Source organism: Acinetobacter sp. LF10, assembly GCF_048585715.1.
In the GTDB taxonomy this organism is placed as follows: Bacteria; Pseudomonadota; Gammaproteobacteria; order Pseudomonadales; family Moraxellaceae; genus Acinetobacter.
The window spans coordinates 2,343,325-2,368,791 of sequence record NZ_CP184160.1 but is presented as its reverse complement, the minus strand read 5'-3'; the positions used below and the strand labels follow the sequence as shown (position 1 = coordinate 2,368,791).

The following is a 25,467-nucleotide window of genomic DNA, read 5'->3' as shown; positions in this document are numbered from 1 at the left end:
TCTTTTGTTGAATCTGTGGCGGTGAAAAACCGTGCATGATAGCACAATTCACGAGGAATGTTTTTGATTTGATCCGCTCGCTTTAAATAAAAAATAGGTTGGATTGAACTGTAGTTTCTTAAATATGGGGGTGTGTCATAATTTTTCAAGCAGAGAATTCCTATTCAAGAATTTTTTCATTTTTACAATTGTTAGAATATAAATACACAAAAAAAACGATGAAAAAAAGTACAAAACACCATTTTATAGTGAAAAAATCAAATAAAACTTGACAAGGTTGGATAAGACCGATAAATAGCGGCTAGACCCATTTATATTTTTTCATTTAGAGGTACTGTTAGTGTCTTCTACAGATTTCGAATTAGATGATGATAACTACGGTGAGGATGATGTTGGTTTTGATGAGTCATCAGGCAAAATCAGTGCCAAAGAATCATTAGAAAAGCGCCGTTTGATTGATGATCTACTCGCTCAACGCCGTTTAGAACGAGAATTAAAAGATTTCGATTATGATTTCGACGACGATGATTTGGATGACTAAAGTGAAGCGAAATTGCTAAGACTTTATGTTTGAAAATGTTATGCTGTTGCCGATGTATTTAAAATTTGGATCATAAAATGAGCACATTAGATTTAGACTTATTGAGTAATTTTCTTGACGGTGATCAAAATGAGCACGGTTTAGATTTTGCAGCGACTCATGGCTTTTTGTGTGCTATCGCGGTTGGTCCAAAATTTGATCGTTGGTTGGATGAGCTTTTTGAGAGTAACCAAAAGAAAGTTCCTAGTGAAATCATTGAACAAATCAAAGCTTGGTTAGAGTCTATTCGTCAAGATTTAGCCAATGAAAACGGAATTGAATTCCCTTTTGAAATTGAAGAAGCAGATGTTGATTCAAGTTTAGGTGATTGGAGCGTTGGTTTTGTTGATGCAATGTTCTTGAATGAAGAGGCATGGTTTGCTCCAGAGTTTGAAGAACAATTGGTTGATTTAACTTTACCAATTATGGTGTTTAGTGGCATTGATGAAGAAGATCCTCAAATGGAGTCTTTCCGTCGTAATGGTCAATTGATGGATGAATTAGCGGAAGAAATTCCTGATAATTTGAACGAAATTTATCTCATGTACCATACGCCTGCGTGATGCTACATCTTATGTAGTTACAAAAGTAATGCATAATTTGACACCAAATTAAATATTAAACGTCCTTTAGAGGACGTTTTTTATATCTCGTTTGGGAGTTAAGGTTTTTGTGATTGAGGAAGCATCAAGTCGAGATCACTTTCAATCCTTTGATATGCGTCTGCACTATTTAGTTTATTTGTGGTGATTTACTCAGAGACCAAGCATTTTCATGGGCGATTACTTTACCCTTAAGATTCTCTGTTATCGTTTCCAATAATTTAATTTGGTAATGCGTTGCATAATGCTCAGTTAATTCATGTTCAGGAACGGAAAACGGCGGTCCTTGAAGTAGGTTTTGATCATATTCAAGGCTAATTAATAGCTGAGGTGCTTGTTTTGTAATGTCTAACAAATGTTGTGTATATTGGCTTCGCATTTGTGGTGGAAGAGCGATTAGAGCAGCTCGATCATAAACAGCATCTATATCCCCAAGTTGTTGTGCTGTTAATTGAAAAAAATCACCAACGAATAATTCAATTTGAGGATGTTGATAGTGAGTCAATTCACCTGATTCCGTCTCTTTAAAACTCAACTCTAAATTTGAAATAAGATCTTGGATTGCAATAGGGCTAAGATCAATACCAACTATTTGATAACCCTGATTTATTAGCCAGCTTATATCTAAACTTTTACCACAAAGTGGAACAAAAATACGAGCATGAGGCTTTAAATCTAATGATCTAAAATATTGGGTGAGTAGGGCGTGAGGTTGGTCTTGATGAAAACCAATATTATTGTTTTGCCATTTGTCATGCCAAAAATCATGTTGCATTATTTGAACCTCAGTATTCATTTAAATAGAGTTGAAAATGTCATCTACTATTTTTTTGATAAATAGAATTTCTTGATTAAGAACCAAACTACGTATGCTATTGCAATAACTAAAATAATAGTGCCAATACGTTGTGTAATAGCACTCATCAATGCTGGATTTTCACTAAAATGATAACCAACATAGGCAAGAAGAGAGGTCCAAAGAATTGTACCTGCAGCACTGTAAGCCATGAACTTACTAAAAGGCATTTTGCTCATACCTGCTGGGATACTAATTAAAGAGCGAACTGCAGGTACCATACGACCAAAAAAAACGATCCTATGCCCATATTTTTCAAACCAAACTAATGATTTTTCAAGATCGGCAACACTAATACGCAGGTATTTTCCGTAGCGTTCGACAAGAGTAAAAAGGTGGTGTTGCGGAATCTTTCTACCAATCCAATACAGTAATGCCGCGGCTAGAAGTGAGCCGATACTACCAGCAATAATCACTCCGATTAAAGTCAGTTCACCTTTTGCCGCAGTATAGCCTGCGGATGGCATAATGATTTCGGATGGAATCGGTGGGAAAATATTATCAAGAAACATTAAAAATGCGATACCCAAGTATCCTAGTTTCTCCATGATGGATAATACCCAGTCTTCCAGTCCCATAGCGCCTAAATGTGATTTGTGAGTTAGGGTAGAATAATGGTTGTCTAAATAACTCTCAATAATGTATTGGTTAATAATCTTGATGATTAAAATAAAAAAAGCCTTAGTTTGAGCTAAGGCTTTTTATTAAATGTTTATACTTATTTATAGACGCTTGCGTTTAGCTGCTGCAATTTGTGACTGACGCATACGGAAGCCTGCTTTTTGTTTATCTGTAGTTTTATCAATACAGTAAACACAAGACACGCCGTGTTCATAGCTTGGTAATTCAGCTTCAACTTTAGTAAGTGGCCATCCACAAGCGTGACACTTAATATTTTCACCTTCTTCAACGCCGTGAGTCACCGCCGTACGACCATCAAATACGAAGCATTCACCTTCCCACATACTTTCTTCGGCAGGGGTTTCTTCTAGATATTTTAAAATACCGCCTTTGAGGTGATAAACTTCATTGAAACCTTCTTGTAGAAGTAGAGACGTTGATTTCTCGCAACGAATACCGCCTGTACAGAACATCGCAATTTTTTTGTCTTTATGTTGTTCAAGGTTTTGTTTTACATATTCAGGAAATTCACGGAAACTTTCAGTTTTCGGATCAATCGCGCCTTTAAATGTACCAGCTTTGTATTCATAGTCATTACGCGTGTCAATTAAGATCACATCATCACGACTAATTAAATCGTTCCATTCTTTAGGATCAAGATAGTGGCCCACTAAATCACGTGGCTTAACTTCGACACCTAAAGTGACAATTTCTTTTTTAAGTTTAATTTTCATTTTACGAAATGGTTTCTCAGAGCTTTCAGACTCTTTATATTCCATTGCATTAAACCCTTCGTTTAAAAGGAATTGATGAACGGTATCAATCGCGGTACGGTCGCCAGCAACAGTTCCATTAATTCCTTCAGACGCTACAATCAGAGTTCCACATAAATTGATGCTCTTCACTAAGTTCAAAAGACGTTGTTGCAGGTCAGCTGCATCTGAAACTTCTTTAAATTGATATAGTGCCGCAACAACCCAATTATTGGTCGCTTGCTGTTCTACAGGTGCAAGCTGTTCTACAGTAGCGTTCATGGATAACTCCAAATGTATTAAGATAGAAAAATAAGGCGCACATTTTAGCGCGAAATCTGAAAATAAGCGAGAAAGCCATAAAACAAATATGGTTTTAAAGGAGTTGGTTTTGAGTAACGATCGTCGAATTCCATCATTGACCCCTTGTGCGGGACGTTGCTCAACGGTATTTGGTGATTTAGTTTGTCGTGGTTGTCGCCGTTTCAATCATGAAGTGATTCAATGGAATACTTATACGCCAGAGCAAAGGCTCATGGTGTGGAAGCGCTTAGATGCGCAGCTGAATCAAATTTTGGTGCCTTTGCTACCTCACGCCAATCTTCAACATATTGAAGGTTTTATTCACAGTAAACATATTCGTGTCTTAGAGACAGCCACTACAGGGCGGAAGTTGTATCATGCTTTGAAAATTTGCGAGAAGAATAAGCATTTGGCACATGATAGTGGGTTAGGCATTAATGATTCACAAGTCAAACCCATTTGGGATGAGTTTGAACGGCGAGTGCTTGCGTTAGCAAAGGCGAGTTATGAGTTAGCATGGTTGCGTGCAGATGGAATTAGTAATAATTTACTGCGTGCATTAGAAGAAGATGAAATTTAAATATTTTTCTTCTGAATACTCAATCTGTAAATAATGATTTCAGCGATTAATAGATTGATCGTCCAGCCTAACCATGCTTCAAGCTGATAAATGTGGATTGGTGTAAGCCAATCCCAATAGGGTTGAATTTGGTAAAGTGCAAGTTTCCATGTTCTTAAGCTTAATGCAGATAAGGCTAAAGCAAAGCTCCGAATCATCCAGTTACGATGTGCAATCCATTTTTTTTCAAAAGCATAATAAAGTGCAAATAGGGTACTTGTTCCCCATAATAATCCTAGAATCACAAAGCAAATTTGGGTACTAAAACCGCCATTTGCTGAGATTGCAAGAATGAAGCCGCTAGGCAAGGCGGCTCCAAGTGTTGCAACAATATAAAGCCAGCCTGCACAGCGATGTAAACGTGGTGTGTTATTACGAATTGAATGTGAGAATTGGGTAAAACCTGCCAATAATACCAAGCTGCTAGTGATAACATGAGTTTGAAATGCAAAGCGCCAAGGCTGAGTGTGTACGACATCTTGCTTTAGAACTAAAAAATTGGTGCTATCCGACCAAGGGAAATAATTCAGGCAGATTTTAAGCATTAACCAAGATAGATAGCCAAAAACTAATATGATGATCAATTGAGAGAATCGGTTGAGTATTTTCCACATAAATATTGATCACTGATATGCTGTGCAAGCAAAATAATTGAAATAGTTTTTTTAGATGAGAGCATTAAAATGAATAAGCCTAAACAATTATTAATTGCGATTGCTATTTTATCAAGCACTACGCTGACTTTAGCACAATCCCCTCAAATAGCACCTTCATGGACAGGGTTATATAACGATGAGCAAAAAATTTCTTTGTTCATGCAGCAAAAAGGCAGTGATATTACAGGTTATAGTCTGTTAAATGGTAAGCAACTAAATTTTAAAGGGAAAATTCAGCAAACTGACTTGAATCACACTTTGACTTTAAATGAAATTGGACAGGGGGTAAGTGTTGGTCAGTTTATTTTAGAATATAAGGGTAATACTTCACCGATTGAAGCTCAGTGGTTGTCTACAACGAAAACGGTGAAACCGAAATTTTTTAGTTTAAATGCGCAGCAATGTAAATATGCAAAAGGGCAAGGTGAGTTTCCTGATGCTTCTGTGCGTTTGTTGAAAGATGCTGATTTACAAGTGCCTCTAGGGCAGTTGCAATATATGCGTAATGAAATTTATGCACGTCATGGTTATGCTTTTCAGAACAAAAATTGGGCAACTACATTTTCGCAATATGATTGGTATATGCCTTGCTATACCAATGTGGATACACGTCTAACTCAAATTGAGAAAGAAAATGTGAAGCGTATTAAAATGGTTGAACCATATGCAAAAGATGTAGATTGGGGGCGTTAATTCATTTTGATGAATACTGTTTCTAATAAAAAAGCTGCCATTTGGCAGCTTTTTTAACATTAATTTTAAAAATAAAATTAACGTTGGATGTCGCGTTGAGTCGAGCCTGTGTAAAGCTGACGTGGACGACCGATCTTGTAAGGACCGCTGTGCATTTCTAACCAGTGGCTGATCCAACCAACTGTACGTGCAAGCGCGAAGATTACAGTAAACATTTCTGTTGGGATACCAATCGCTTTTAAGATGATACCTGAATAGAAGTCTACGTTTGGATACAAGTTACGCTTGATGAAGTATTCATCAGAAAGCGCAATTCTTTCAAGTTCCATTGCAAGAGCAAGTTGTGGATCTTGGATACCTAAAGCTTCAAGTACTTCGTCACAAGTTTGTTTCATGACTTTCGCACGTGGATCGAAGTTTTTGTAAACACGGTGACCGAAGCCCATGAGTTTAACTTCTTTGCTCTTCACTTTTTCCATGAATTCAGCAACGTTTTCTACGCTACCAATTTCATCTAACATTTTAAGTACAGCTTCGTTTGCACCACCGTGAGCAGGTCCCCAAAGTGCAGAGATACCAGCAGAGATACACGCATATGGGTTCGCACCAGTAGAACCAGCAAGACGAACTGTAGAAGTAGATGCATTTTGCTCGTGGTCAGCATGAAGCGTAAAGATACGATCCATTGCACGTGCAAGAACAGGATTTACTTTGTAGTCACGATCAGCAGGAGTTGCAAACATCATGTGCAAGAAGTTTTCTGCATAACCTAAGTCATTACGTGGGTAAATGAATGGTTGACCTACAGTGTACTTATAGCTCCACGCTGCAAGCGTAGGGATTTTCGCGATTAAGCGAATTGCAGTAATTTCACGATGGTTAACATCTTCGATGTCTAAACCGTTGTGATAAAACGCAGATAATGCACCTACTACACCAACCATGATTGCCATAGGGTGAGCATCACGACGGAAACCATTAAAGAAACGGCTTACTTGGTCATGAACCATAGTGTGGTTGCGAACTTTAGCATCAAACTCTGCTTTCTGTTCAGCATTTGGAAGCTCGCCATTTAATAATAAGTAGCAAGTTTCTAAATAGTCTGCTTGAGTCGCTAATTGATCAATCGGATAGCCACGGTGTAATAACACACCTTTGTCACCATCAATGAATGTGATCTTAGATTCGCAAGCAGCTGTCGCCATAAAACCAGGATCGAAAGTAAAATGACCAGATGCCAATACATCTTTAACGTCAATTACATCTGGGCCCAATGTACCGCTGTAAATTGGTAATTCAATTTCTTTGCCATCAAGCTGTAATACGGCTTTTTTGCCAGTTGCTGCAGACATTCAAAGATCTCCTGTCCTGGTGAATGATTATCTGACTCGAAATCCTAATCTTGTCGTATGCGAATCAGACGGTGTCAAAATTTGCTATAAGATTAGTGGCTACTAAAATTTTGTCAATTATACTTAGGGATAAAAAATAACGTTATTGCAGTCAATTAGTCATTCAGTATCAAAGAAAAAATTGAGTAAAATCACAGCATCGGTCGAGTATAATATGTCAAATCAGGTTTGAGGTGCATAAAAAAAATGAAGCACCAGTACAATTGTAAGTAAATTTTTATCCGAGTTATATTTTGGTGCTTAAAAAATAAATACTTACCATAATTCAAAAGCCTATATATCTCAGGGTTTAGAATTAACTATCCATTAAAAAATAGATTAAAAGTTTTATATATCGAGTCATAATTGATTCATTATGGTGCGATTAATTGTATAAAAAATAGCTTATTTTTTGTGAGTATCTAGTATGAGGAAACAGATTATTGATCCCTGATATTTAATATATAAATGAGGGGTATTATTTTCGCCTATATTTAAGATTGTAGTTTTTGATTAATTTTTAGACATTTAGCGGAGTATTATTGAAATATATTAGAAATAATTTTGACAAAAAATTTAGTAAACTAAAAAATAATAACTCATGTTTTATTTTTATATAACAGTAATATATTGGGTTCTATTGCGGTTTCCAGCGCAGCTTATATATGCATTAAATGTGAATGATTCTTATTTCATTGAATTTTCGACTAAAGCGAAAACTGATTGTTTGTATTTTGATATTTCACGTTTTATAATTCGTTGTCGTTATATAGGTTAGGCGTGCATTATGCTTGCCTGACTATGCCAGCTTTCCTTTGAATTAATTCAAACAAACTCCGGATGGAGTTTCTACCTACAGGATGCCCGCTGTGAAAAGCAACAGACCTGTCAATTTGTCCATGGGTCAGGTGTTAGCGGTAAATTTACGCTCACCCGTGGCTATTGCATCAATTCTACACCGTTTATCAGGTGTAATCGTTTTCTTATTAGTCGCTGTTCTTTTATGGATTTTGGATAAATCTTTATCTTCACCAGAAGGATTTGACTACGTTAAAAATGTCGTTTTCGGAAATATCTGTGTACGTTTCATCGTATGGGTATTTGTAGCTGGCTTAATTTTTCACTTCATTGCTGGGGTAAAGCATTTACTTGCTGACCTTGGTTTTGCTGAGGAACTTCAAAGCGGTCGTATTGCAGCTACTATTTCATTGATCTTGTCTGCGATCGGTATTCTCGCGGCATTTGTATGGATTATGTTCTGATGAAAAGTGCTACAGGTTTAACAGGTTCAGGTTCTCGCGATTGGTATATCCAGCGTGTTAGTGCTGTGGTTTTAGCTGCCTATACTGTGGTGATGTTCGGTTGGATCTTGTGTAATAGCGGATTTGGTTACGAACAGTGGGCTGGCTTTATGTTGACTCTACCAATGAAGATTTTCTCTTTATTGGCCGTATTGTCACTTGTTGCTCATGCTTGGATTGGTATGTGGCAAGTCTTTACTGATTATGTAACGACTCGTCAAATGGGGCCTTCGGCTTCAGGTTTACGCCTTGTATTGACTTCTGCTGTCATTATTTCAGTGTTTGTGTACGCAATCTGGGGTATCCAGATTTTCTGGGCAAATTGATAGGAATAGAACATGGCGATTATCTCTAAAGAAAATTATTCGAATATTCAGACCTTATCATTTGACGCTGTGATCGTTGGTGGTGGTGGTTCAGGTATGCGTGCTTCTTACCAACTTGCTCAAGCTGGCTTAAAAGTTGCTGTATTGACCAAAGTATTCCCAACACGTTCGCACACAGTTGCTGCCCAAGGTGGTATCGGTGCGTCGTTAGGTAACATGCAAGAAGATAACTGGCATTATCACTTCTATGACACGGTTAAAGGTTCTGACTGGTTAGGCGATCAGGACGCAATCGAGTTTATGACCCGTGAAGCGCCAAAAGTTGTTTACGAGCTTGAACACTTAGGTATGCCGTTTGACCGTAACGAAGATGGTACGATTTATCAACGTCCATTTGGTGGTCACTCAGCAAACTATGGTGAAAAAGCAGTTCCACGTGCGTGTGCTGCTGCTGACCGTACAGGTCATGCGCTACTTCATACTTTGTATCAAAGCAACGTAAAAATGGGTACTCAGTTTTACGTTGAATGGATTGCATTAGACTTAATCCGTAACGAAGCGGGTGATGTTCTTGGTGTGACCGCAATTGACCAAGAAACAGGTAATATTGCAGTATTCCAAGCAAAAGCGACTCTATTTGCTACAGGTGGTGCGGGTCGTGTTTACCGTGCATCTACCAATGCGTATATCAATACGGGTGATGGTCTTGGTATGGCTGCTCGTGCAGGTATTCCATTACAAGATATGGAATTCTGGCAATTCCACCCAACGGGTGTTGCAGGCGCAGGCGTATTGTTAACTGAAGGTTGTCGTGGTGAAGGTGGTATCCTTCGTAACAAAGACGGCGAACCATTCATGGAACGTTATGCACCAACTTTAAAAGACTTGGCACCACGTGACTTCGTATCACGTTCTATGGACCAAGAAATTAAAGAAGGTCGTGGTTGTGGTCCTAAGGCGGATTATATCTTGTTAGATATGACGCATTTGGGTGCTGAAACGATTATGAAACGTCTACCATCTGTATTTGAGATTGGTAAGAAGTTCGCAAACGTTGACTGTACGAAAGAGCCAATTCCAGTTGTACCTACGATCCATTATCAAATGGGTGGTATTCCAACCAATATTCATGGTCAAGTGGTTGTGCCTCATGGTGTGGAAGAGGGTGAATTCTCTGCGCATTATGATAAAGACACGAAAGAATATACCTATAAAGGTACGCGCGATTACGTAAAACCTGTGAAAGGTTTCTATGCAATTGGCGAATGTTCTTGTGTATCTGTACATGGTGCAAACCGTTTAGGTACTAACTCATTGCTTGACCTTGTAGTATTTGGTAAAGCTGCTGGTGAACACATCATTGATTACGTGACTAAACATCACGGTGATGATTACCAACCGCTTCCAACTGATGTATTAGCAAATACTTTAGGGCGTATTCGTAAGTTAGATGATTCAACTACGGGCGAGAATGCACAAGAAGTTGCTGATGCAATCCGTGACATCGTACAAGATCACGCAGGTGTATTCCGTACTCAAGCATTGCTTGATAAAGGTGTAAAAGAAATTCTTGCGATTGAACCACGTGTTCGTAATATTCATTTGAAAGATAAATCTAAAGTATTTAACACTGCACGTGTTGAAGCATTAGAAGTTGAAAACTTATATGAAGTTGCGAAAGCGACTTTGATTTCTGCTGCTGCACGTAAAGAATGTCGTGGTGCACATACAGTTGTTGACTATGAGTTAGCACCTGATCATCCAACTTATTCTTACGGTCGTCGTGATGATGAATGGATGAAGCATACTTTATGGTATTCATCAGACAACCGTCTTGAATATAAGCCGGTACGTTTCAGCCCGTTAACGGTTGAAGCAATTGAACCTAAACCACGTACATTCTAATCGGGAGAACAAAGATGAGTAGAGGCACTCGTACATTCGAAATCTACCGCTATGATCCTGATAAGGATAAAGCGCCGTACATGCAAACTTTCAAACTTGAGTTAACCGATAAGCACCGTATGTTGCTTGACGCGTTACTTGCGTTGAAAGTGCAAGATGAGTCATTAACATTCCGTCGCTCTTGCCGCGAAGGTATTTGTGGTTCGGATGGTGTGAACATCAATGGTAAAAATGGTTTAGCGTGCTTGTGGAACTTGAACGATTTACCAGAGAAGATTGTGATTCGTCCTTTACCAGGTTTACCAGTGGTAAAAGATTTGGTTGTAGATATGAATCAATTCTACGATCAATATGACAAAATCCAACCGTTCTTGATTAACAATCAGCCAGCACCAGCGAAAGAGCGTTTACAATCTCAAGCAGAACGTGAACACTTGGATGGTCTGTATGAATGTATTCTTTGTGCATGTTGTTCAACATCATGCCCATCATTTTGGTGGAATCCTGATAAGTTCCTCGGACCATCTGCATTGTTAAATGCATATCGCTTTATCATTGACTCTCGTGATACGGCAACACAAGAGCGTTTGGCTCGTTTAGACGACCCATTCTCTTTGTTCCGTTGCAAAGGGATCATGAACTGTGTGTCTGTATGTCCTAAAGGTTTAAACCCGACGAAGGCAATTGGTCACATTCGTAATATGTTGTTAGACCAAGCTGGTTAATACAGTTTTCTGACATGTGAAAAGGGAGCTTTTAAAAGCTCCCTTTTTTATTTTGGTTAAATAGTTTTCTATGTTGGTGGGCTTGCAAGGTTTATTATCGAGTTCTTAAAAAATATTATTGAGTCTTGAAAATTTATAAATTTTGAGCTTAAGAAAAATGAGTTGGATTAATAAGAAAAATGAATGATCTATTTTTAGGCGCTCTGCATAATGTTTGTGCAAGAATTGTAGAAAATCTTTAACTTTGGTCGATAAAGGTGCAACTATTATAAAAAGGGGGGTATATTAGAATATAATTAAGAATGTGTATTTCGCTGCTTTATAGATGGTATGTGTCAAAAAAATCAATTCGTACATGAGAACATGGTACGATTTCCGCCACGACCTGAAGCAAAAAATAAGCATATTCCTGATGTTATATCACTCTAATGCTTACCAATTGTATGGATATAGTTTGGGTTAAAGTCAATTTAGAAAAGTTAATATTTTTGTTAATTTTTCTAAAATGGTTTGCAAAAAATTGCTCGATTTCATCGAGTATAAGGATGAGTTATGTGCTTTGAATTGAAAGTGCATAGCTCATTTATTACATCAAAAGGAATACTCCTGATGTGTAGTGATAATGTCTCAAGGTTGGATGATCTTGAGTAGTAGTGTCATGTTACCAATTTGATACTATGAATCATGGGTGTGCTTAAAAGGCAACCTGTATTATTTTTTGCAATAGGAAATGGGTCCAAAAATGCAAGAAGTTGCTGACGCACTGCGTCTTGACACTGAACTTTCCGCTGATAGTGCAGCGTATATTGAAGAGCTTTACGAACAGTACCTAACTTCTCCAACCTCAGTGTCAGAGGATTGGCGTGAATATTTCGATAAATACCCTAAAGGTGATCAACCACACGGTAGTGTGCGCGAGCAATTCCTCCTTTTGGGTCGTAATTCAAACCGAGTTCAACCTGTTGTACAAAGCACTGTAAGTACAGAACATGAGCGTCGTCAAATTGGTGTATTACAACTGATTGCTGCTTATCGTAACCGTGGTCATCAAAAAGCCAAACTTGATCCATTAGGTCTTGCGAAACGCGAAGAAGTTCCAGATCTTGATTTATCTGCACACGGTTTAACTAAATCTGATTTAGATACTGTATTTAATACAGGTAACCTCGCGATTGGCAAAGCAGAAGCGACATTGTCTGAAATGGTTGAATCCATGGAAGCAATTTACTGCTCTTCAATCGGTGCAGAATACATGCATATCGTTGATACAAAAGAAAAGCGTTGGATTCAACAACGTTTGGAAGGTGCTCGCGGTAAATTCAATTACACCAATGATCAGAAAAAAGGTTTCTTGGAGCGTTTAACCGCTGCGGAAGGCTTAGAGAAATATCTTGGTAATAAATTTGTTGGTGCGAAACGTTTTGGTGTGGAAGGCGGTGAGTCTTTTATTCCAATGATGAATGAAATCATTCAACGTGCAGGCAGTGTTGGTTGTAAAGAAGTTGTGATTGGTATGCCACACCGTGGTCGTCTCAACCTTCTTGTGAACATCATGGGTAAAAACCCAGCGGATCTTTTTGGTGAATTTGAAGGCAAGAGCCTACATAAAAAAGGTTCTGGTGACGTTAAGTATCACCAAGGTTTCTCTTCAAACGTAATGACTCCGGGTGGCGAAGTTCACTTAGCATTGGCGTTTAACCCATCACACTTAGAGATCGTTGGGCCTGTAGTTGAAGGTTCGGTTCGTGCACGTCAAGTTCGTCGTAAAGATATTGGCGGCGATGACGTTCTTCCAGTGATTGTACATGGTGATGCTGCATTTGCGGGTCAAGGTGTAAACCAAGAAACCTTCCAAATGTCACAAACACGTGGTTACACAGTGGGCGGTACCGTTCACATCGTGATCAATAACCAAGTGGGCTTCACAACTTCTGATCCGCGTGATACACGTTCTACAGAGTATTGTACTGACGTTGCGAAGATGATTCAGGCGCCGATTTTCCATGTGAATGGTGATGATCCTGAAGCTGTGATTTTCGTAACTCAGCTTGCACATGATTTCCGTCATACTTTCCGTAAAGACGTGATCTTAGACTTGTTCTGCTACCGTCGTCGTGGTCATAACGAAGCAGATGAACCATCTGCAACTCAGCCTTTGATGTATCAAGTGATCAACAAGAAAGCGACAACACGTACCTTGTATGCAGATCAATTGGTTCAAGAAAAAGTACTTGACCGTGCTAGTGCAGATGCAATGGTGGAAGGTTATCGTTCTGATTTAGAAGCAGGTAATCACGTTGCAAATGCTTTGGTGACTGAACCAAACAAAAAGATGTTTGTGGATTGGACACCATACTTAGGTCATGAATATACCGATATTTGGGATACGACTGTTGATATCGAACGTTTGAAAGAACTTGGTAAAACGATGAATACATTACCAGAAGGTTTTGTACTACAACGTCAAGTTCAGAAAGTGATCGAAGATCGCGTGAAGATGCAAACAGGTGAAATGCCACTTAACTGGGGTGCAGCTGAAACTTTAGCTTATGCAACTTTGCTTGATGATGGTTTCCTAGTCCGTATCACAGGTGAAGACGTGGGTCGTGGTACGTTCTCACATCGTCATGCTAAATTGCACAACCAAGTTGATGGTTCTGTTTATATTCCACTTTGCCACATTAAAGAAAATCAACCACGTACTGCGGTCTATGATTCTTTATTGTCAGAAGAAGCAGTGCTTGCATTTGAATATGGTTACTCAACGACATTGCCAAAAAGCTTAATTGTTTGGGAAGCGCAATTTGGTGACTTCGCAAACTGTGCGCAAGTCGTGATTGACCAGTTTATCGCTTCGGGTGAAACCAAATGGGAGCGTGTGTGTGGTTTAACAATGTTGTTACCACATGGTTATGAAGGTCAAGGTCCAGAACACTCATCTGCTCGTTTAGAGCGTTTCTTACAGCTTTGCGCTGAAGACAATATGCAAGTGATGACACCGACAACACCAGCGCAGATTTTCCATGCATTGCGTCGTCAAGCGGTTCGTCCGATTCGTAAGCCAATGATCGTAATGTCACCAAAATCATTACTTCGTCATAAACTTGCGACTTCAACTTTAGATGAATTAGCAAACGGTTCATTCCAAACCGTGATTGATGAAGTTGATCAAATCAATAAAGCTGATGTGACTCGTTTAGTTCTTTGTGGTGGTAAGGTTTATTACGATTTACTCGAAAAACGTCGTGAGCTTGGTCTAAACCATATTGCGATCGTTCGTATCGAACAATTGTATCCATACCCAGAACAACGCTTAGCTGAGGTTATGGCTCAGTATCCAAACATTCAAGAGCTTGTTTGGGCACAAGAAGAGCCGAAGAACCAAGGTGCTTGGTTATTTATCGTTCCTCGTTTATATGAAGACGTTCTTAAATCAGGTAAACAAATTCGTATTAGCTATGCTGGTCGTGACGCATCTGCCGCACCTGCTTGTGGCTCGCCATACTTGCATGCAAAACAACAAGCTCAGCTTATCAATGACGCACTTGCGATTGAAGTTGAACAATCAGGAGATTCTAAATAATGGCAACCGAAATTAAAGCACCGGTATTTCCAGAGTCAGTTGCTGACGGTACGATCGCAACTTGGCATAAGAAAGTAGGTGAACCTGTATCACGTGATGAAGTGATCTGTGACATTGAAACCGATAAAGTTGTTTTAGAAGTGGTTGCTCCAGCTGATGGTAGCTTAGTTGCAATCATCAAAGGTGAAGGCGATACCGTTCTTTCTGACGAAGTGATTGCTCAATTCGAAGCTGGTACTGTTGCTGCCGCTGCTCCTGAAGCTGCTGCACCAGCCGCGGCTGCTCCAGTTGCATCTGCGCCAGCAGCTGCATCAACTCAAGCAGTTGATCAAAACCAAGCGCCTGCAGTTCGTAAAGCATTATCTGAAACTGGTATCAATGCTGCTGACGTTCAAGGTACAGGCCGTGGTGGTCGCATCACTAAAGAAGATGTTGCGAGCCATCAAGCTAAACCTGCTGCATCCGTTCAACCATTAAGCGTTGCTGTAGGCGAGCGTATCGAGAAACGTGTTCCGATGACACGTTTACGTAAGCGTGTTGCTGAGCGTTTATTGGCTGCGACACAACAAACTGCAATGTTAACAACGTTCAACGAAGTTAACATGAAGCCAATCATGGAAATGCGTAAGCAATATAAAGATGCTTTCGAAAAACGTCATGGTGCGCGTTTAGGCTTTATGTCTTTCTTCGTTAAAGCGGCAACTGAAGCATTGAAACGCTATCCAGCTGTAAACGCATCTATTGATGGTGATGATATTGTTTATCACGGTTTCTATGACATCGGTGTAGCAGTTTCTTCTGACCGTGGTTTAGTTGTACCAATTCTTCGTGATACAGATCGTATGAACTACGCTGAAGTTGAAAACGGTATTGGGGCTTATGCTGCTAAAGCGCGTGAAGGTAAATTGTCGATTGAAGAAATGTCTGGCGGTACGTTCACGATTACTAATGGTGGTACTTTCGGTTCATTGTTATCTACACCGATTTTAAATACACCACAAACGGCAATTTTGGGTATGCACAAAATCCAAGAACGTCCTATGGCGGTAAATGGTCAAGTTGAAATCTTGCCAATGATGTACTTAGCACTTTCTTATGACCACCGTTTAATCGATGGTAAAGAAGCTGTAGGTTTCTTGGTAACAATTAAAGAATTGTTAGAAGAACCAGCTAAACTCATTCTTGATCTTTAACATATTTAAATCCCCCTAAATCCCCCTTTGATAAAGGGGGACTACCAGTCACGGTATTTCTCCTCTTTGCAAAGAGAGGGTTAGGGGGAGATTTAAGGAATAGAAAAATGTCTCAACAGTTTGATCTTGTTGTCATTGGCGGTGGACCTGGTGGTTATGAAGCAGCGATTCGTGCAGCTCAACTTGGTTTCAAAGTCGCTTGTATCGAAAAACGTATTCACAACGGTAAGCCATCTTTGGGTGGTACATGTTTAAATGTGGGTTGTATCCCTTCTAAAGCATTGCTTGATTCTTCTCACCGTTACGAAGCAACAATTCATGAGCTTGCTGAACACGGGATCACGACAGGTGAAGTTAAATTTGATTTAGACACTTTGTTGGCACGTAAAGACAAAGTTGTAGATCAATTGACGGGTGGTGTTGCTCAATTACTTAAAGGTAATGGTATCGAGTGGTTACAAGGTACTGGTAAATTACTCGCAGGTAAAAAAGTAGAATTCACACCGTTTGAAGGTGATGTACAGGTTTTAGAACCAAAGTACGTCATCCTTGCGACTGGTTCTGTACCTGTAAATATTCCAGTAGCACCTGTTGATGAAGACTTAATTGTTGATTCTACTGGTGCATTAAAATTCCCAGAAGTTCCTAAACGTCTTGGTGTGATTGGTGCAGGTGTTATCGGTTTAGAACTTGGTTCGGTATGGCGTCGTCTTGGATCAGAAGTTGTTGTGTTTGAAGCATTAGATGCATTCTTACCAATGGCAGACAAAGTATTGGCGAAGGAATATCAAAAAATCTTGAAGAAACAAGGTTTAGAGATCCGTATCGGTGCAAAAGTTTCTGGTAGTGAAATTAATGGTCGTGAAGTGACTGTTAAATACAACCAAGCTGGTGAAGACAAAGAACAAGTTTTTGACAAGTTAATCGTTTGTGTAGGCCGTAAAGCGTATGCAGAAGGTTTATTGGCAGAAGATTCTGGCATTAAATTGACTGAACGTGGTTTGGTTGATGTAAATGATCAATGCCAAACATCTGTAGAAGGTGTTTACGCAATTGGTGACTTAGTACGCGGTCCAATGCTTGCACATAAAGCAATGGAAGAGGGCGTAATGGCTGTTGAACGTATACACGGTCATGCTGCTCAAGTGAACTATGACACCATCATCAGCGTTATTTACACACACCCAGAAGCTGCTTGGGTTGGTTTAACTGAAGAACAAGCTGCTGAAAAAGGTCACGAAGTTAAAGCAGGTCAATTCCCATTTGCGGTGAATGGTCGTGCGTTGGCTGCTGGTGATACTGCTGGTTTTGTGAAGTTCGTTGCTGATGCAAAAACTGACCGTTTATTAGGTATGCACGTTGTAGGTCCAAATGCATCTGATATCGTACATCAAGGTATGATCGCACTTGAATTTGTATCTTCAATTGAAGACCTACAATTAATGACTTTTGGTCATCCAACATTCTCAGAAGTTGTCCATGAAGCCGCGCTTGCTGTTGATGGTCGTGCCATCCACGCGATTCAACGTAAACGTAAATAACAAAATAAGTGTGGTTCGCCACACTTTTTAATTAATGATGGTTGATATAAGAACCATCATTTAATATAACTTATAACAGTCTATAATTAATAATATTTCTAGACTATATGAATGACACTATAAACAACATGGTAGGTAACTGAATGAACTTACATGAATATCAAGCTAAAGCATTATTGAAAAAATATGGTATGCCAGTACAGGAAGGTATCTTGGCAACAAATGCAGATGAAGCCGTTGCTGCGTTTGAACAGCTTGGTGGTAAATTTGCTGTAATGAAAGCACAAGTTCATGCTGGTGGTCGTGGTAAGGCTGGCGGTGTAAAAGTTGCGAAATCAAAAGAAGATGTTATCGAATTTGCAAACAATATTATTGGTACGCGTCTTGTAACATATCAAACAGATGCAAATGGTCAGCCAGTAAATAGTATTATTGTTGCAGAAGATGTTTATCCCGTTGAACGTGAGTTGTATTTAGGTGCAGTGGTAGATCGTTCTAGTCGTCGTATTACGTTCATGGCTTCTACTGAAGGTGGCGTAGAAATCGAGAAGGTTGCAGAAGAAACACCTGAAAAAATTATTAAAGTTGAAGTTGATCCGTTAGTTGGTTTACAACCCTTCCAAGCACGTGAAGTTGCATTTGCATTAGCATTAAAAGATAAACAAGTTGGTCAGTTTGTGAAAATCATGACGGCTGCTTATGACGCTTTCGTCGAAAATGATTTTGCTTTATTTGAAATTAACCCACTTTCTGTTCGTGAGAATGGCGAAATCTTATGTGTTGATGCCAAAGTAGGGATCGACTCGAATGCGCTATACCGTTTACCAGAAGTTGCTGCTTTACGTGATAAATCTCAAGAGAATGAGCGTGAATTAAAAGCATCTGAATTTGATCTTAACTATGTTGCTCTAGAAGGTAACATTGGTTGTATGGTGAATGGTGCTGGCCTTGCAATGGCAACGATGGACATCATCAAACTTTATGGTGGTCAGCCTGCAAACTTCCTTGACGTTGGTGGCGGTGCAACCAAAGAGCGTGTAATTGAAGCGTTCAAAATCATCCTTGCGGATACGTCTGTACAAGGTGTTTTAATCAATATCTTTGGTGGTATTGTACGTTGTGACATGATTGCTGAAGCAATTATTGCAGCGGTTCAAGAAGTAAACGTTACTGTGCCTGTTGTTGTTCGCTTAGAAGGGAACAATGCTGAGTTAGGTGCGAAGTTACTTGATGAATCTGGTTTGAAATTAATTTCTGCGAATGGTTTATCTGATGCCGCAGAAAAAGTTGTAGCTGCAGTGAAAGCTTAAGGAGTATCAATCATGAGCGTATTAATTAATAAAGACACTAAAGTATTGGTACAAGGTTTTACTGGTAAAAACGGTACTTTCCACTCTGCACAAGCTTTAGATTACGGTACAAAAGTTGTTGGTGGTGTGACTCCAGGTAAAGGTGGCACGACTCATCTTGAACTGCCTGTATTCAACACGATGAAAGATGCTGTTCGTGAAACACATGCTGATGCAACTGTGATCTACGTACCAGCTCCATTTGTTTTAGACTCAATTGTTGAAGCGGTTGACTCAGGTGTTGGTTTAATCGTTGTGATCACTGAAGGTGTTCCAACCATCGACATGCTTAAAGCGAAACGCTACTTAGAAACTAACGGTAACGGTACTCGTTTAGTTGGTCCTAACTGCCCAGGCGTGATCACTCCGGGTGAATGTAAGATTGGTATTATGCCTGGTCACATTCACCAACCAGGTCGTATTGGTATCATCTCACGTTCAGGTACATTGACTTATGAAGCGGTTGCTCAAACAACTAAGCTTGGTTTAGGTCAGTCTACTTGTATCGGTATTGGTGGTGACCCAATCCCAGGTATGAACCAGATTGAAGCACTTCAATTGTTCCAAGACGATCCAGATACTGATGCAATCATCATGATCGGTGAGATCGGTGGTACAGCGGAAGAAGAAGCTGCTGAATTTATCAAATCTAACGTGACTAAGCCTGTCGTAGGTTACATCGCTGGTGTAACTGCGCCTAAAGGTAAGCGTATGGGTCATGCAGGTGCGATCATTTCTGGTGGTCAAGGTACTGCTGAAGAGAAATTCGCTGCATTTGAAAGAGCGGGAATGGCTTACACGCGTAGCCCAGCTGAGCTTGGTTCTACTATGTTGCAAGTTTTAAAAGAGAAAGGTTTAGCGTAATACGTTAGCTTTTAATCTGAAAAGCCCTGATGGAAACATTGGGGTTTTTTGTTGGGAGATTATTGCTGTGTTGCGTAATGCTTGTTATGAATTCAGAGGTAATGTTTAATCTATTGTGCATAAGTCTTTTTAGAGATTGCTACAAGCAATGGGATGGGGCAAAGTTAGTTATGAGGCATGAAATACTTGGTGAAATTGTATTAGGTGAAGATGGTGGTGAGGTGCATATCCCGTATTACGGGAGTACAGTTAAAATCAATATTACCTCCGATGAGATTTCTTTTGAAGAGGCTGTTTATGTTGCGGCATCATTAGTCAAGTGTCTGGAAGAGTTTGATACTAAAGCTAAGTTGGTTGCAGCACAAGATTTGACAGATACATATAATGATGGCTGGAATGAATATGATGAGGTGCAAGAAGATGGAACGCTCAAGGAGATTTTCAATCCTAAACTAACACCTAGCGAATTCATACAAAAACTGACGCTTTTGGCGGTTAATGTAACTGGTAATACGTTTGACTTTTTTTATGATGATGAGAGCATGTTTTGGGGGCACAGCGTAGTGGTGAGTTCAATGGATGGAGTTGCATTTACTGACACATTTGCCCAAATTATGGGATAGTATTAATTATATAACTTTAATGATAACAATATATTAAGTTGATATTTGATGTTTTTATATTTTTTAAGAAAATTGAAATGTTAGTAAGGAAGTATTTTAAATTAGACATCTAATTTCTGGAACGTTAAATGGAAACGATTATGGATATATCACTGGAAGGAATTGAGCCAGATAAATATGGTAGATATATCATTCCTTATGTGAGTGAAATTTTTGAAAAAGAAGTCACTTTAACCATTCCTACTGAAAGTGGAGTGATTGAAGAATGGCAATTAAATCTAGCTTATCAATTTTTTGAAAAAGAAAAAGAACTGAAAAAACAGGTCTTTGAAAGCATATTGGCTTATTATCACGACTGTTGGGTGGATTTGAAAGATCAGTTTGGTGAAGATTTTGCCCATCTCGTTCCCTCAGTAGAAAACACATTCCAACTTAAAGAGCTACTAACTTCTGTTGGCATTTACATTGGGGAATTAGAGCCACAAGAAGAGGCTATTGGTTTACTTTTTGAATGTTCATGGGAACCAGAACATGGGCTAGGAGTATTAATTAACAATTGGGAAGTCAAAGAAGTAAGCCATCAAGATATTGCATTTACAATTTAACTAGAAGTTTAAGTGAAATAATGAAAGCTAAACAGGAAATATTTAATCTACTTAGTTTGCTCAAGGTATTTGATGCAAACTATGTAAGCGATGAAGATTGTTTAAAGCTGCATGGTTTGGATGTTAACCATGCTGAGGATGTTATTACTGCTGTAAAAGCGTTACTTTTTCCTGAGTTAAATACATACTCTTAGGTTGAACAGCAACGACTGATCACTCTAATCCATGCAACAATTTTGGATTCTAGTGAAGACTTTATTGCGCTCTTTGATCGTATTGAACTTGTATTCGATAATGAAATTATTGATAAACGTGCTTTTATGTCTGCTTTATTGGCTGGGATTGAGTGTGTTTAATAATTTGTCTTGTTCCATTTTAATGCAATGGGACAAGACAATTCTGCAAAAAATTTATATTACTCAGCTTTGGGTTTTAACCCTTGAGTCAAACCATTGATATCACCACCTTGTAAGCCTAATTCATTCATTAAGCTATCAATCAGTGGTGCCTGTGAACGGTAGCGTAGGGCGCTATTCACCACTTGATCAGACAAAGAAGTTTGACCATTTTCAACTGTATCACTACCGACGGCACCGCCACCTGTAAAGTTACTTAAACCATTCACTTGTAAAATCTTGATGTCATCAATATTTTCCATTGGTTTAACACTTTCACGAATAATCTCTGGTAAATGCTTTAACAATGCCAAACGAACTTGCATTTCCACTTGCTCAGCAGAAAGGGTATTGGCGGCTTCATTCACCGCACGCGCACCTTCTGCATCAACCTGATATTGTTTTTCCAACGCTTGAGCAAGCAAGATTTTAGCATCGGCTTCACCTTTCGCTTTTAAGCGAATTTTTTCAGCATCTGCTTCAGCAGCGATACGAACAGCTTCCGCTTCATCCGCAGCGGCTTTTTTACCTGCATCGGCGGCAACAGTAATGGCAATTGCCTCTTTCTCGGCAGTTTGTTTAGCAGCAACCAATTCAACCGCTTTTTGACGTTCGGCACGTTGAGTTTCGCGTACAGTTACAACTTCTTCTTCTGCTTTAACCGCTTCAGCACGGGCTTTGTCGGCTTGGGCTTTGGCTTCTGATTCAGCACGAGATTTTTCCGCAATGGCAATGGCACGATCTTGCTCAGCCAATTCAATGGTTTTCTTTTGTTCAACCTGCGCCTTTTGAATCAATTGTGCCTTTTGGATATTTTCATTTTCCACATCACGGGCAGAGGCGATACGTTTCAACTCAACTTCACGTTCCGCAGCGATACGGGCTTCTTCAGCTTCACGTTTTTTACCTGCTTCTTGTGATGCGATTTCAGCAGTTTGTTCTGCTTTACGAATTGAAATTTCACGCTCTTGTTGTAATCTCGCGTATTCTTCTTCACGAGAGATTTCTAAACGTGCGCGCTCAGCTTGTAAGTTTTTTGCACGAATTGCTAAATCAGCATCTTGTTCAATGTCGTTACGCTTTTTACGACGATCTTCAATAGTTTCAGTCAGCTTGGTTAAACCTTCTGCATCAAAGGCGTTTTGTGGATTAAAGAATTTAAAACTAGTCTGATCTAAACCTGTCAATGAGACTGTTTCCAGTTCTAAACCATTCTTAGATAAATCTTCAGAAACGACTTGTTGAACTTTCTGTACAAAGTCCACACGTTTTTCATGCAGTTCTTCCATTGCCATCTCAGCAGCAACAGCACGTAAAGAGTCAACAAATTTTCCTTCAACCAAGTCTTTCAATTCTTGAGGTGACATGGTTTTTCGACCCAATGTTTGGGCTGCCGTTGCAATTGATTCACCAGTAGGTTTGACTCGAACATAGAATTCAGCCATGACATCGACACGCATACGATCACGAGTGATCAAGGCTTGATCTGCTGCACGTTTAACTTCGAGGCGCAGCGTGTTCATGTTCACAGGAATAATCTCGTGTAAAACAGGAAGGACAATTGCTCCTCCATTTAGAATAACTTTTTCACCTCCAAAACCTGTCCGCACAAAAGACACTTCTTTGCTGGAACGGGTATATAGGCGAGCAATCACAACGCCAATAAAAATGAGTGCTGCAAAAATAATACCTGTGATGATTAAAATTTCAGTCAATGCTGAATTCAACATTTAAAATCCCTCATTAAATTAATATACAAATTAAGCGTTAATTGCTTGGAATCCAATTTTTGTTCTTTGGGTCAAAATCACATCTTGACCTTGATAAAAAATAATATCTAACTCAGGTTCAACCAAGACATAATGGGTTTGACCAAATTGATCTTTTACCTTAGCTTGAGCAGGGGAGTTTTGTTTGGCTTGTCCTAAAATAATTTGTGCTGTACGACCAATCAGCTCATCACTATGAATAGCTGTGGTTTCATCTTTTGGAATAATTTTACTGATCAATGCTGCACTTGTTCTCACTAGTGGCATACATAAAAATAAACACATAGGAGCAATGATCCAAGCAGATAAATAATGCTCGGTTAAGTGGAAAAAAATATCCTGAATAATGAAACCTGTGAGTGAGTAGACCGTTAAAAAGATAATTAACCAAATGAGAAGAGGAACTTTTCCTAGATAAAGCCATTCTAAAAGCTGAGTAAAAATACCGTCAGTATGTTCAATAGAAATATCACCATGATCAACATCAACTAGACTGTCTGGTAAAAATTGATCAATAAAACTACTACTACCGCCAAATAATAATAAAATTAATTCTAGAGTACCTATAAATAGGCAAAGCATTAATGAAATACTAAAAACAATGTTTGATGGATGTGTTAATAAATCCCATATCATTTGTATTACTCTTATTTCTTTTAGAGATAATTAATAAAATTTTTATAAAAATAAATCATTTATAAGATTAAATGTAACTTGATTTAATTTCAACCAAAATCATTAATATTATTAAAGACAAAAAAAACGCAATGATTGGGGTGGTCATTGCGTTGAACAACGAATCTGCAAAGACAGTTTCGGTTGAAAGGAGAAATGTCATGAGATTAGTGTTTACTAATCTACTTGGCTATAGTACAAAAAAACCTGACATAGTTCATAAGTATTCATGTAAACTAGTGTTAATGGATGTTAATAAGTGACAGAAATTGTTAGTTATCGGGTTGTTACCGAGGTCTAAAACTAAATTTAAATAAGATATTTACATGAAAAAAGCCTAAATACTAGGCTTTTTTGCAATAAAAGTAACGTAAATTAGAATTTAAACAAACCTAATCCACTTTTCACTTCATCTAATGTTTGCTGAGTAATGTCACGGCATTTATCTGTGCCATGTTTTAAAATGTCCATAATATAATCAGGATCTTTTTCGAGTTCAGCTCTGCGTTCACGAATCGGTAAAATTAATTCTTTGAGTACACCTTCTAGGCGTTTTTTCACCGTACCATCACCTAAACCACCACGACGATAATGCGCTTTTAGTTCTTCGATTTCTTCTTTATTTGGATCAAACGCATCAAGGTAAGTAAATACAATATTACCTTCGACTTGACCTGGATCTTCAATTCTTAAGTGATTTGGATCGGTATACATCGCATTGACTGCTTTTTTAATATCTTTATCAGAAGCATTCAGGACAATCGTATTGCCGAGTGATTTAGACATTTTAGCTTTACCATCAAAACCAGGTAAACGTCCCATATTTGATAATAATGCTTTACATTCAGGTAATAAGTCATGACCAATTTGGCGGTTAACACGACGTACAACTTCATTGGTTTGTTCAATCATTGGGATTTGATCTTCGCCAACAGGTACTACAGTCGCTTTAAATGCGGTAATGTCTGCTGCTTGAGCTACTGGATAACATAAAAAGCCAGCAGGAATATCTCTTTCAAAACCACGCATTTGAATTTCTGACTTAATCGTTGGATTGCGTTCTAAACGAGCAACCGTCACAAAGTTCAGATAGAGCATGGTCAGTTCATTGAGAGCAGGCAAGCATGATTGGACACAGATGGTTGTTTTCGTTGGATCAATACCAACCGCTAAATAATCTAATGCAACTTGAAGAATGTTATTGCGAACTTTATCTGGATTATCAGCATTATCTGTCAGTGCTTGAGCATCTGCTAATAAAAGGTGTTGATGATGACTGTCTTGTAAACCAACACGAGAGCGTAATGAGCCAACAAAGTGTCCAAGATGAAGTTGTCCAGTAGGGCGGTCGCCTGTCAAGATGATTGGACGTTGATCAGCATTACTCATGATATGTTCCAAGATTCAGTAGTTTCATATATATAAAGATGGATATTATTGTACGGGAAATAAAAATTTTTCGTCAGCGATTGCTTAAACTTTTTCTTAAAATAATGTTGTGAATTTATTGAGGAATTCTACAATAGCGAAATAAATACAA

24 protein-coding genes are annotated in these 25,467 nt (G+C 38.8%); 16 read left to right on the top strand and 8 right to left on the bottom strand.

From position 1 onward, the window contains the following. Positions 1-340 precede the first annotated feature (340 nt). Both ACN19N_RS11415 and ACN19N_RS11410 read left to right on the top strand, forming a co-directional pair. The gene (locus tag ACN19N_RS11415; protein ID WP_004664469.1) at positions 341-541 is read left to right on the top strand and encodes a PA3496 family putative envelope integrity protein; all 201 of its coding nucleotides are present in this window, start codon (positions 341-343) and stop codon (positions 539-541) included. 77 nt (positions 542-618) lie between these two features. Further along, complete coding sequence (locus ACN19N_RS11410) at positions 619-1,143, top strand: YecA family protein (protein ID WP_005161776.1); 525 nt, start codon at positions 619-621, stop codon at positions 1,141-1,143. A 169-nt stretch (positions 1,144-1,312) separates the two neighbouring features. Here ACN19N_RS11410 and tmpT read toward each other — a convergent pair whose 3' ends face one another. The 3 genes from tmpT to ACN19N_RS11395 form a co-directional block, all read right to left on the bottom strand. Then, the gene (gene tmpT, locus ACN19N_RS11405) at positions 1,313-1,957 is read right to left on the bottom strand and encodes a thiopurine S-methyltransferase (RefSeq protein ID WP_269238341.1); all 645 of its coding nucleotides are present in this window, start codon (positions 1,955-1,957) and stop codon (positions 1,313-1,315) included. A 47-nt stretch (positions 1,958-2,004) separates the two neighbouring features. Further along, positions 2,005-2,616 (bottom strand): DedA family protein, encoded by a 612-nt coding sequence (locus tag ACN19N_RS11400; protein ID WP_420001357.1) that lies wholly within the window; start codon positions 2,614-2,616, stop codon positions 2,005-2,007. Between the two features lie 144 nt (positions 2,617-2,760). Further along, positions 2,761-3,693: a rhodanese-related sulfurtransferase gene (locus ACN19N_RS11395; protein ID WP_269238339.1), complete on the bottom strand. Its 933-nt coding sequence runs from the start codon at positions 3,691-3,693 to the stop codon at positions 2,761-2,763. A 109-nt stretch (positions 3,694-3,802) separates the two neighbouring features. Here ACN19N_RS11395 and ACN19N_RS11390 point away from each other — a divergent pair, with 109 nt between their 5' ends. Continuing rightward, the gene (locus ACN19N_RS11390; RefSeq protein WP_293735186.1) at positions 3,803-4,294 is read left to right on the top strand and encodes a DUF1289 domain-containing protein; all 492 of its coding nucleotides are present in this window, start codon (positions 3,803-3,805) and stop codon (positions 4,292-4,294) included. Here the strand turns inward: ACN19N_RS11390 and ACN19N_RS11385 are convergent. Beyond that, entirely contained in the window at positions 4,291-4,947 is a 657-nt protein-coding gene (locus ACN19N_RS11385) for a DUF2306 domain-containing protein (protein WP_269228486.1), read from the bottom strand. The two genes, ACN19N_RS11390 and ACN19N_RS11385, sit on opposite strands and share 4 nt — an antisense overlap. Before the next feature lie 69 nt (positions 4,948-5,016). Here ACN19N_RS11385 and ACN19N_RS11380 point away from each other — a divergent pair, with 69 nt between their 5' ends. After that, the gene (locus ACN19N_RS11380; protein ID WP_420001356.1) at positions 5,017-5,682 is read left to right on the top strand and encodes a YARHG domain-containing protein; all 666 of its coding nucleotides are present in this window, start codon (positions 5,017-5,019) and stop codon (positions 5,680-5,682) included. Between the two features lie 77 nt (positions 5,683-5,759). On the opposite strand, the gene gltA is transcribed toward ACN19N_RS11380, so the two are convergent. After that, a complete protein-coding gene (gene gltA / locus ACN19N_RS11375) occupies positions 5,760-7,034 on the bottom strand; it encodes a citrate synthase (protein WP_269228484.1) in 1,275 nt (424 codons plus the stop codon). A gap of 899 nt (positions 7,035-7,933) precedes the next feature. On the opposite strand from gltA, the gene sdhC reads away from it, so the two are divergent. From sdhC to ACN19N_RS11315, 12 genes are all read left to right on the top strand, one after another. Continuing rightward, positions 7,934-8,335 carry a succinate dehydrogenase, cytochrome b556 subunit gene (sdhC, locus tag ACN19N_RS11370; RefSeq protein ID WP_018676974.1) on the top strand — a complete coding sequence of 134 codons (402 nt, stop codon included), beginning with the start codon at positions 7,934-7,936 and terminating at the stop codon, positions 8,333-8,335. Then, positions 8,335-8,700, top strand: a complete 366-nt coding sequence (sdhD, locus tag ACN19N_RS11365) for a succinate dehydrogenase, hydrophobic membrane anchor protein (RefSeq protein WP_004908359.1) — start codon at positions 8,335-8,337, stop codon at positions 8,698-8,700. Before sdhC ends, sdhD begins: the two co-directional genes overlap by 1 nt. Before the next feature lie 12 nt (positions 8,701-8,712). Then, complete coding sequence (gene sdhA, locus ACN19N_RS11360) at positions 8,713-10,605, top strand: succinate dehydrogenase flavoprotein subunit (protein WP_269228483.1); 1,893 nt, start codon at positions 8,713-8,715, stop codon at positions 10,603-10,605. Positions 10,606-10,619: 14 nt separating this feature from the next. After that, positions 10,620-11,330, top strand: coding sequence for a succinate dehydrogenase iron-sulfur subunit (locus ACN19N_RS11355; RefSeq protein WP_004664446.1), 711 nt, complete (start codon positions 10,620-10,622; stop codon positions 11,328-11,330). A 742-nt stretch (positions 11,331-12,072) separates the two neighbouring features. Next, positions 12,073-14,913: a 2-oxoglutarate dehydrogenase E1 component gene (locus ACN19N_RS11350; protein WP_420002386.1), complete on the top strand. Its 2,841-nt coding sequence runs from the start codon at positions 12,073-12,075 to the stop codon at positions 14,911-14,913. Next, positions 14,913-16,106 (top strand): 2-oxoglutarate dehydrogenase complex dihydrolipoyllysine-residue succinyltransferase, encoded by a 1,194-nt coding sequence (odhB, locus tag ACN19N_RS11345; protein WP_420001355.1) that lies wholly within the window; start codon positions 14,913-14,915, stop codon positions 16,104-16,106. Before ACN19N_RS11350 ends, odhB begins: the two co-directional genes overlap by 1 nt. A gap of 107 nt (positions 16,107-16,213) precedes the next feature. Further along, a complete protein-coding gene (gene lpdA, locus ACN19N_RS11340; protein WP_420001354.1) occupies positions 16,214-17,647 on the top strand; it encodes a dihydrolipoyl dehydrogenase in 1,434 nt (477 codons plus the stop codon). A gap of 143 nt (positions 17,648-17,790) precedes the next feature. Next, entirely contained in the window at positions 17,791-18,957 is a 1,167-nt protein-coding gene (gene sucC, locus ACN19N_RS11335) for an ADP-forming succinate--CoA ligase subunit beta (protein WP_269228479.1), read from the top strand. Between the two features lie 12 nt (positions 18,958-18,969). Then, entirely contained in the window at positions 18,970-19,860 is an 891-nt protein-coding gene (gene sucD / locus ACN19N_RS11330) for a succinate--CoA ligase subunit alpha (RefSeq protein WP_420001353.1), read from the top strand. Between the two features lie 86 nt (positions 19,861-19,946). Continuing rightward, positions 19,947-20,483, top strand: a complete 537-nt coding sequence (locus ACN19N_RS11325) for a DUF2262 domain-containing protein (RefSeq protein WP_420001352.1) — start codon at positions 19,947-19,949, stop codon at positions 20,481-20,483. A gap of 128 nt (positions 20,484-20,611) precedes the next feature. After that, the gene (locus ACN19N_RS11320) at positions 20,612-21,088 is read left to right on the top strand and encodes a DUF6985 domain-containing protein (protein WP_420001351.1); all 477 of its coding nucleotides are present in this window, start codon (positions 20,612-20,614) and stop codon (positions 21,086-21,088) included. Positions 21,089-21,108: 20 nt separating this feature from the next. Next, on the top strand, positions 21,109-21,282 hold the full coding sequence (locus ACN19N_RS11315) for a hypothetical protein (protein ID WP_420001350.1): 174 nt from the start codon (positions 21,109-21,111) through the stop codon (positions 21,280-21,282). Positions 21,283-21,503: 221 nt separating this feature from the next. Here ACN19N_RS11315 and ACN19N_RS11310 read toward each other — a convergent pair whose 3' ends face one another. The 3 genes from ACN19N_RS11310 to trpS form a co-directional block, all read right to left on the bottom strand. After that, positions 21,504-23,213 (bottom strand): flotillin family protein, encoded by a 1,710-nt coding sequence (locus ACN19N_RS11310; RefSeq protein WP_420001349.1) that lies wholly within the window; start codon positions 23,211-23,213, stop codon positions 21,504-21,506. 30 nt (positions 23,214-23,243) lie between these two features. Continuing rightward, positions 23,244-23,888 carry a YqiJ family protein gene (locus ACN19N_RS11305; protein ID WP_269228475.1) on the bottom strand — a complete coding sequence of 215 codons (645 nt, stop codon included), beginning with the start codon at positions 23,886-23,888 and terminating at the stop codon, positions 23,244-23,246. Positions 23,889-24,302: 414 nt separating this feature from the next. Further along, complete coding sequence (trpS, locus tag ACN19N_RS11300; protein WP_004664430.1) at positions 24,303-25,316, bottom strand: tryptophan--tRNA ligase; 1,014 nt, start codon at positions 25,314-25,316, stop codon at positions 24,303-24,305. Positions 25,317-25,467: the final 151 nt, after the last annotated feature.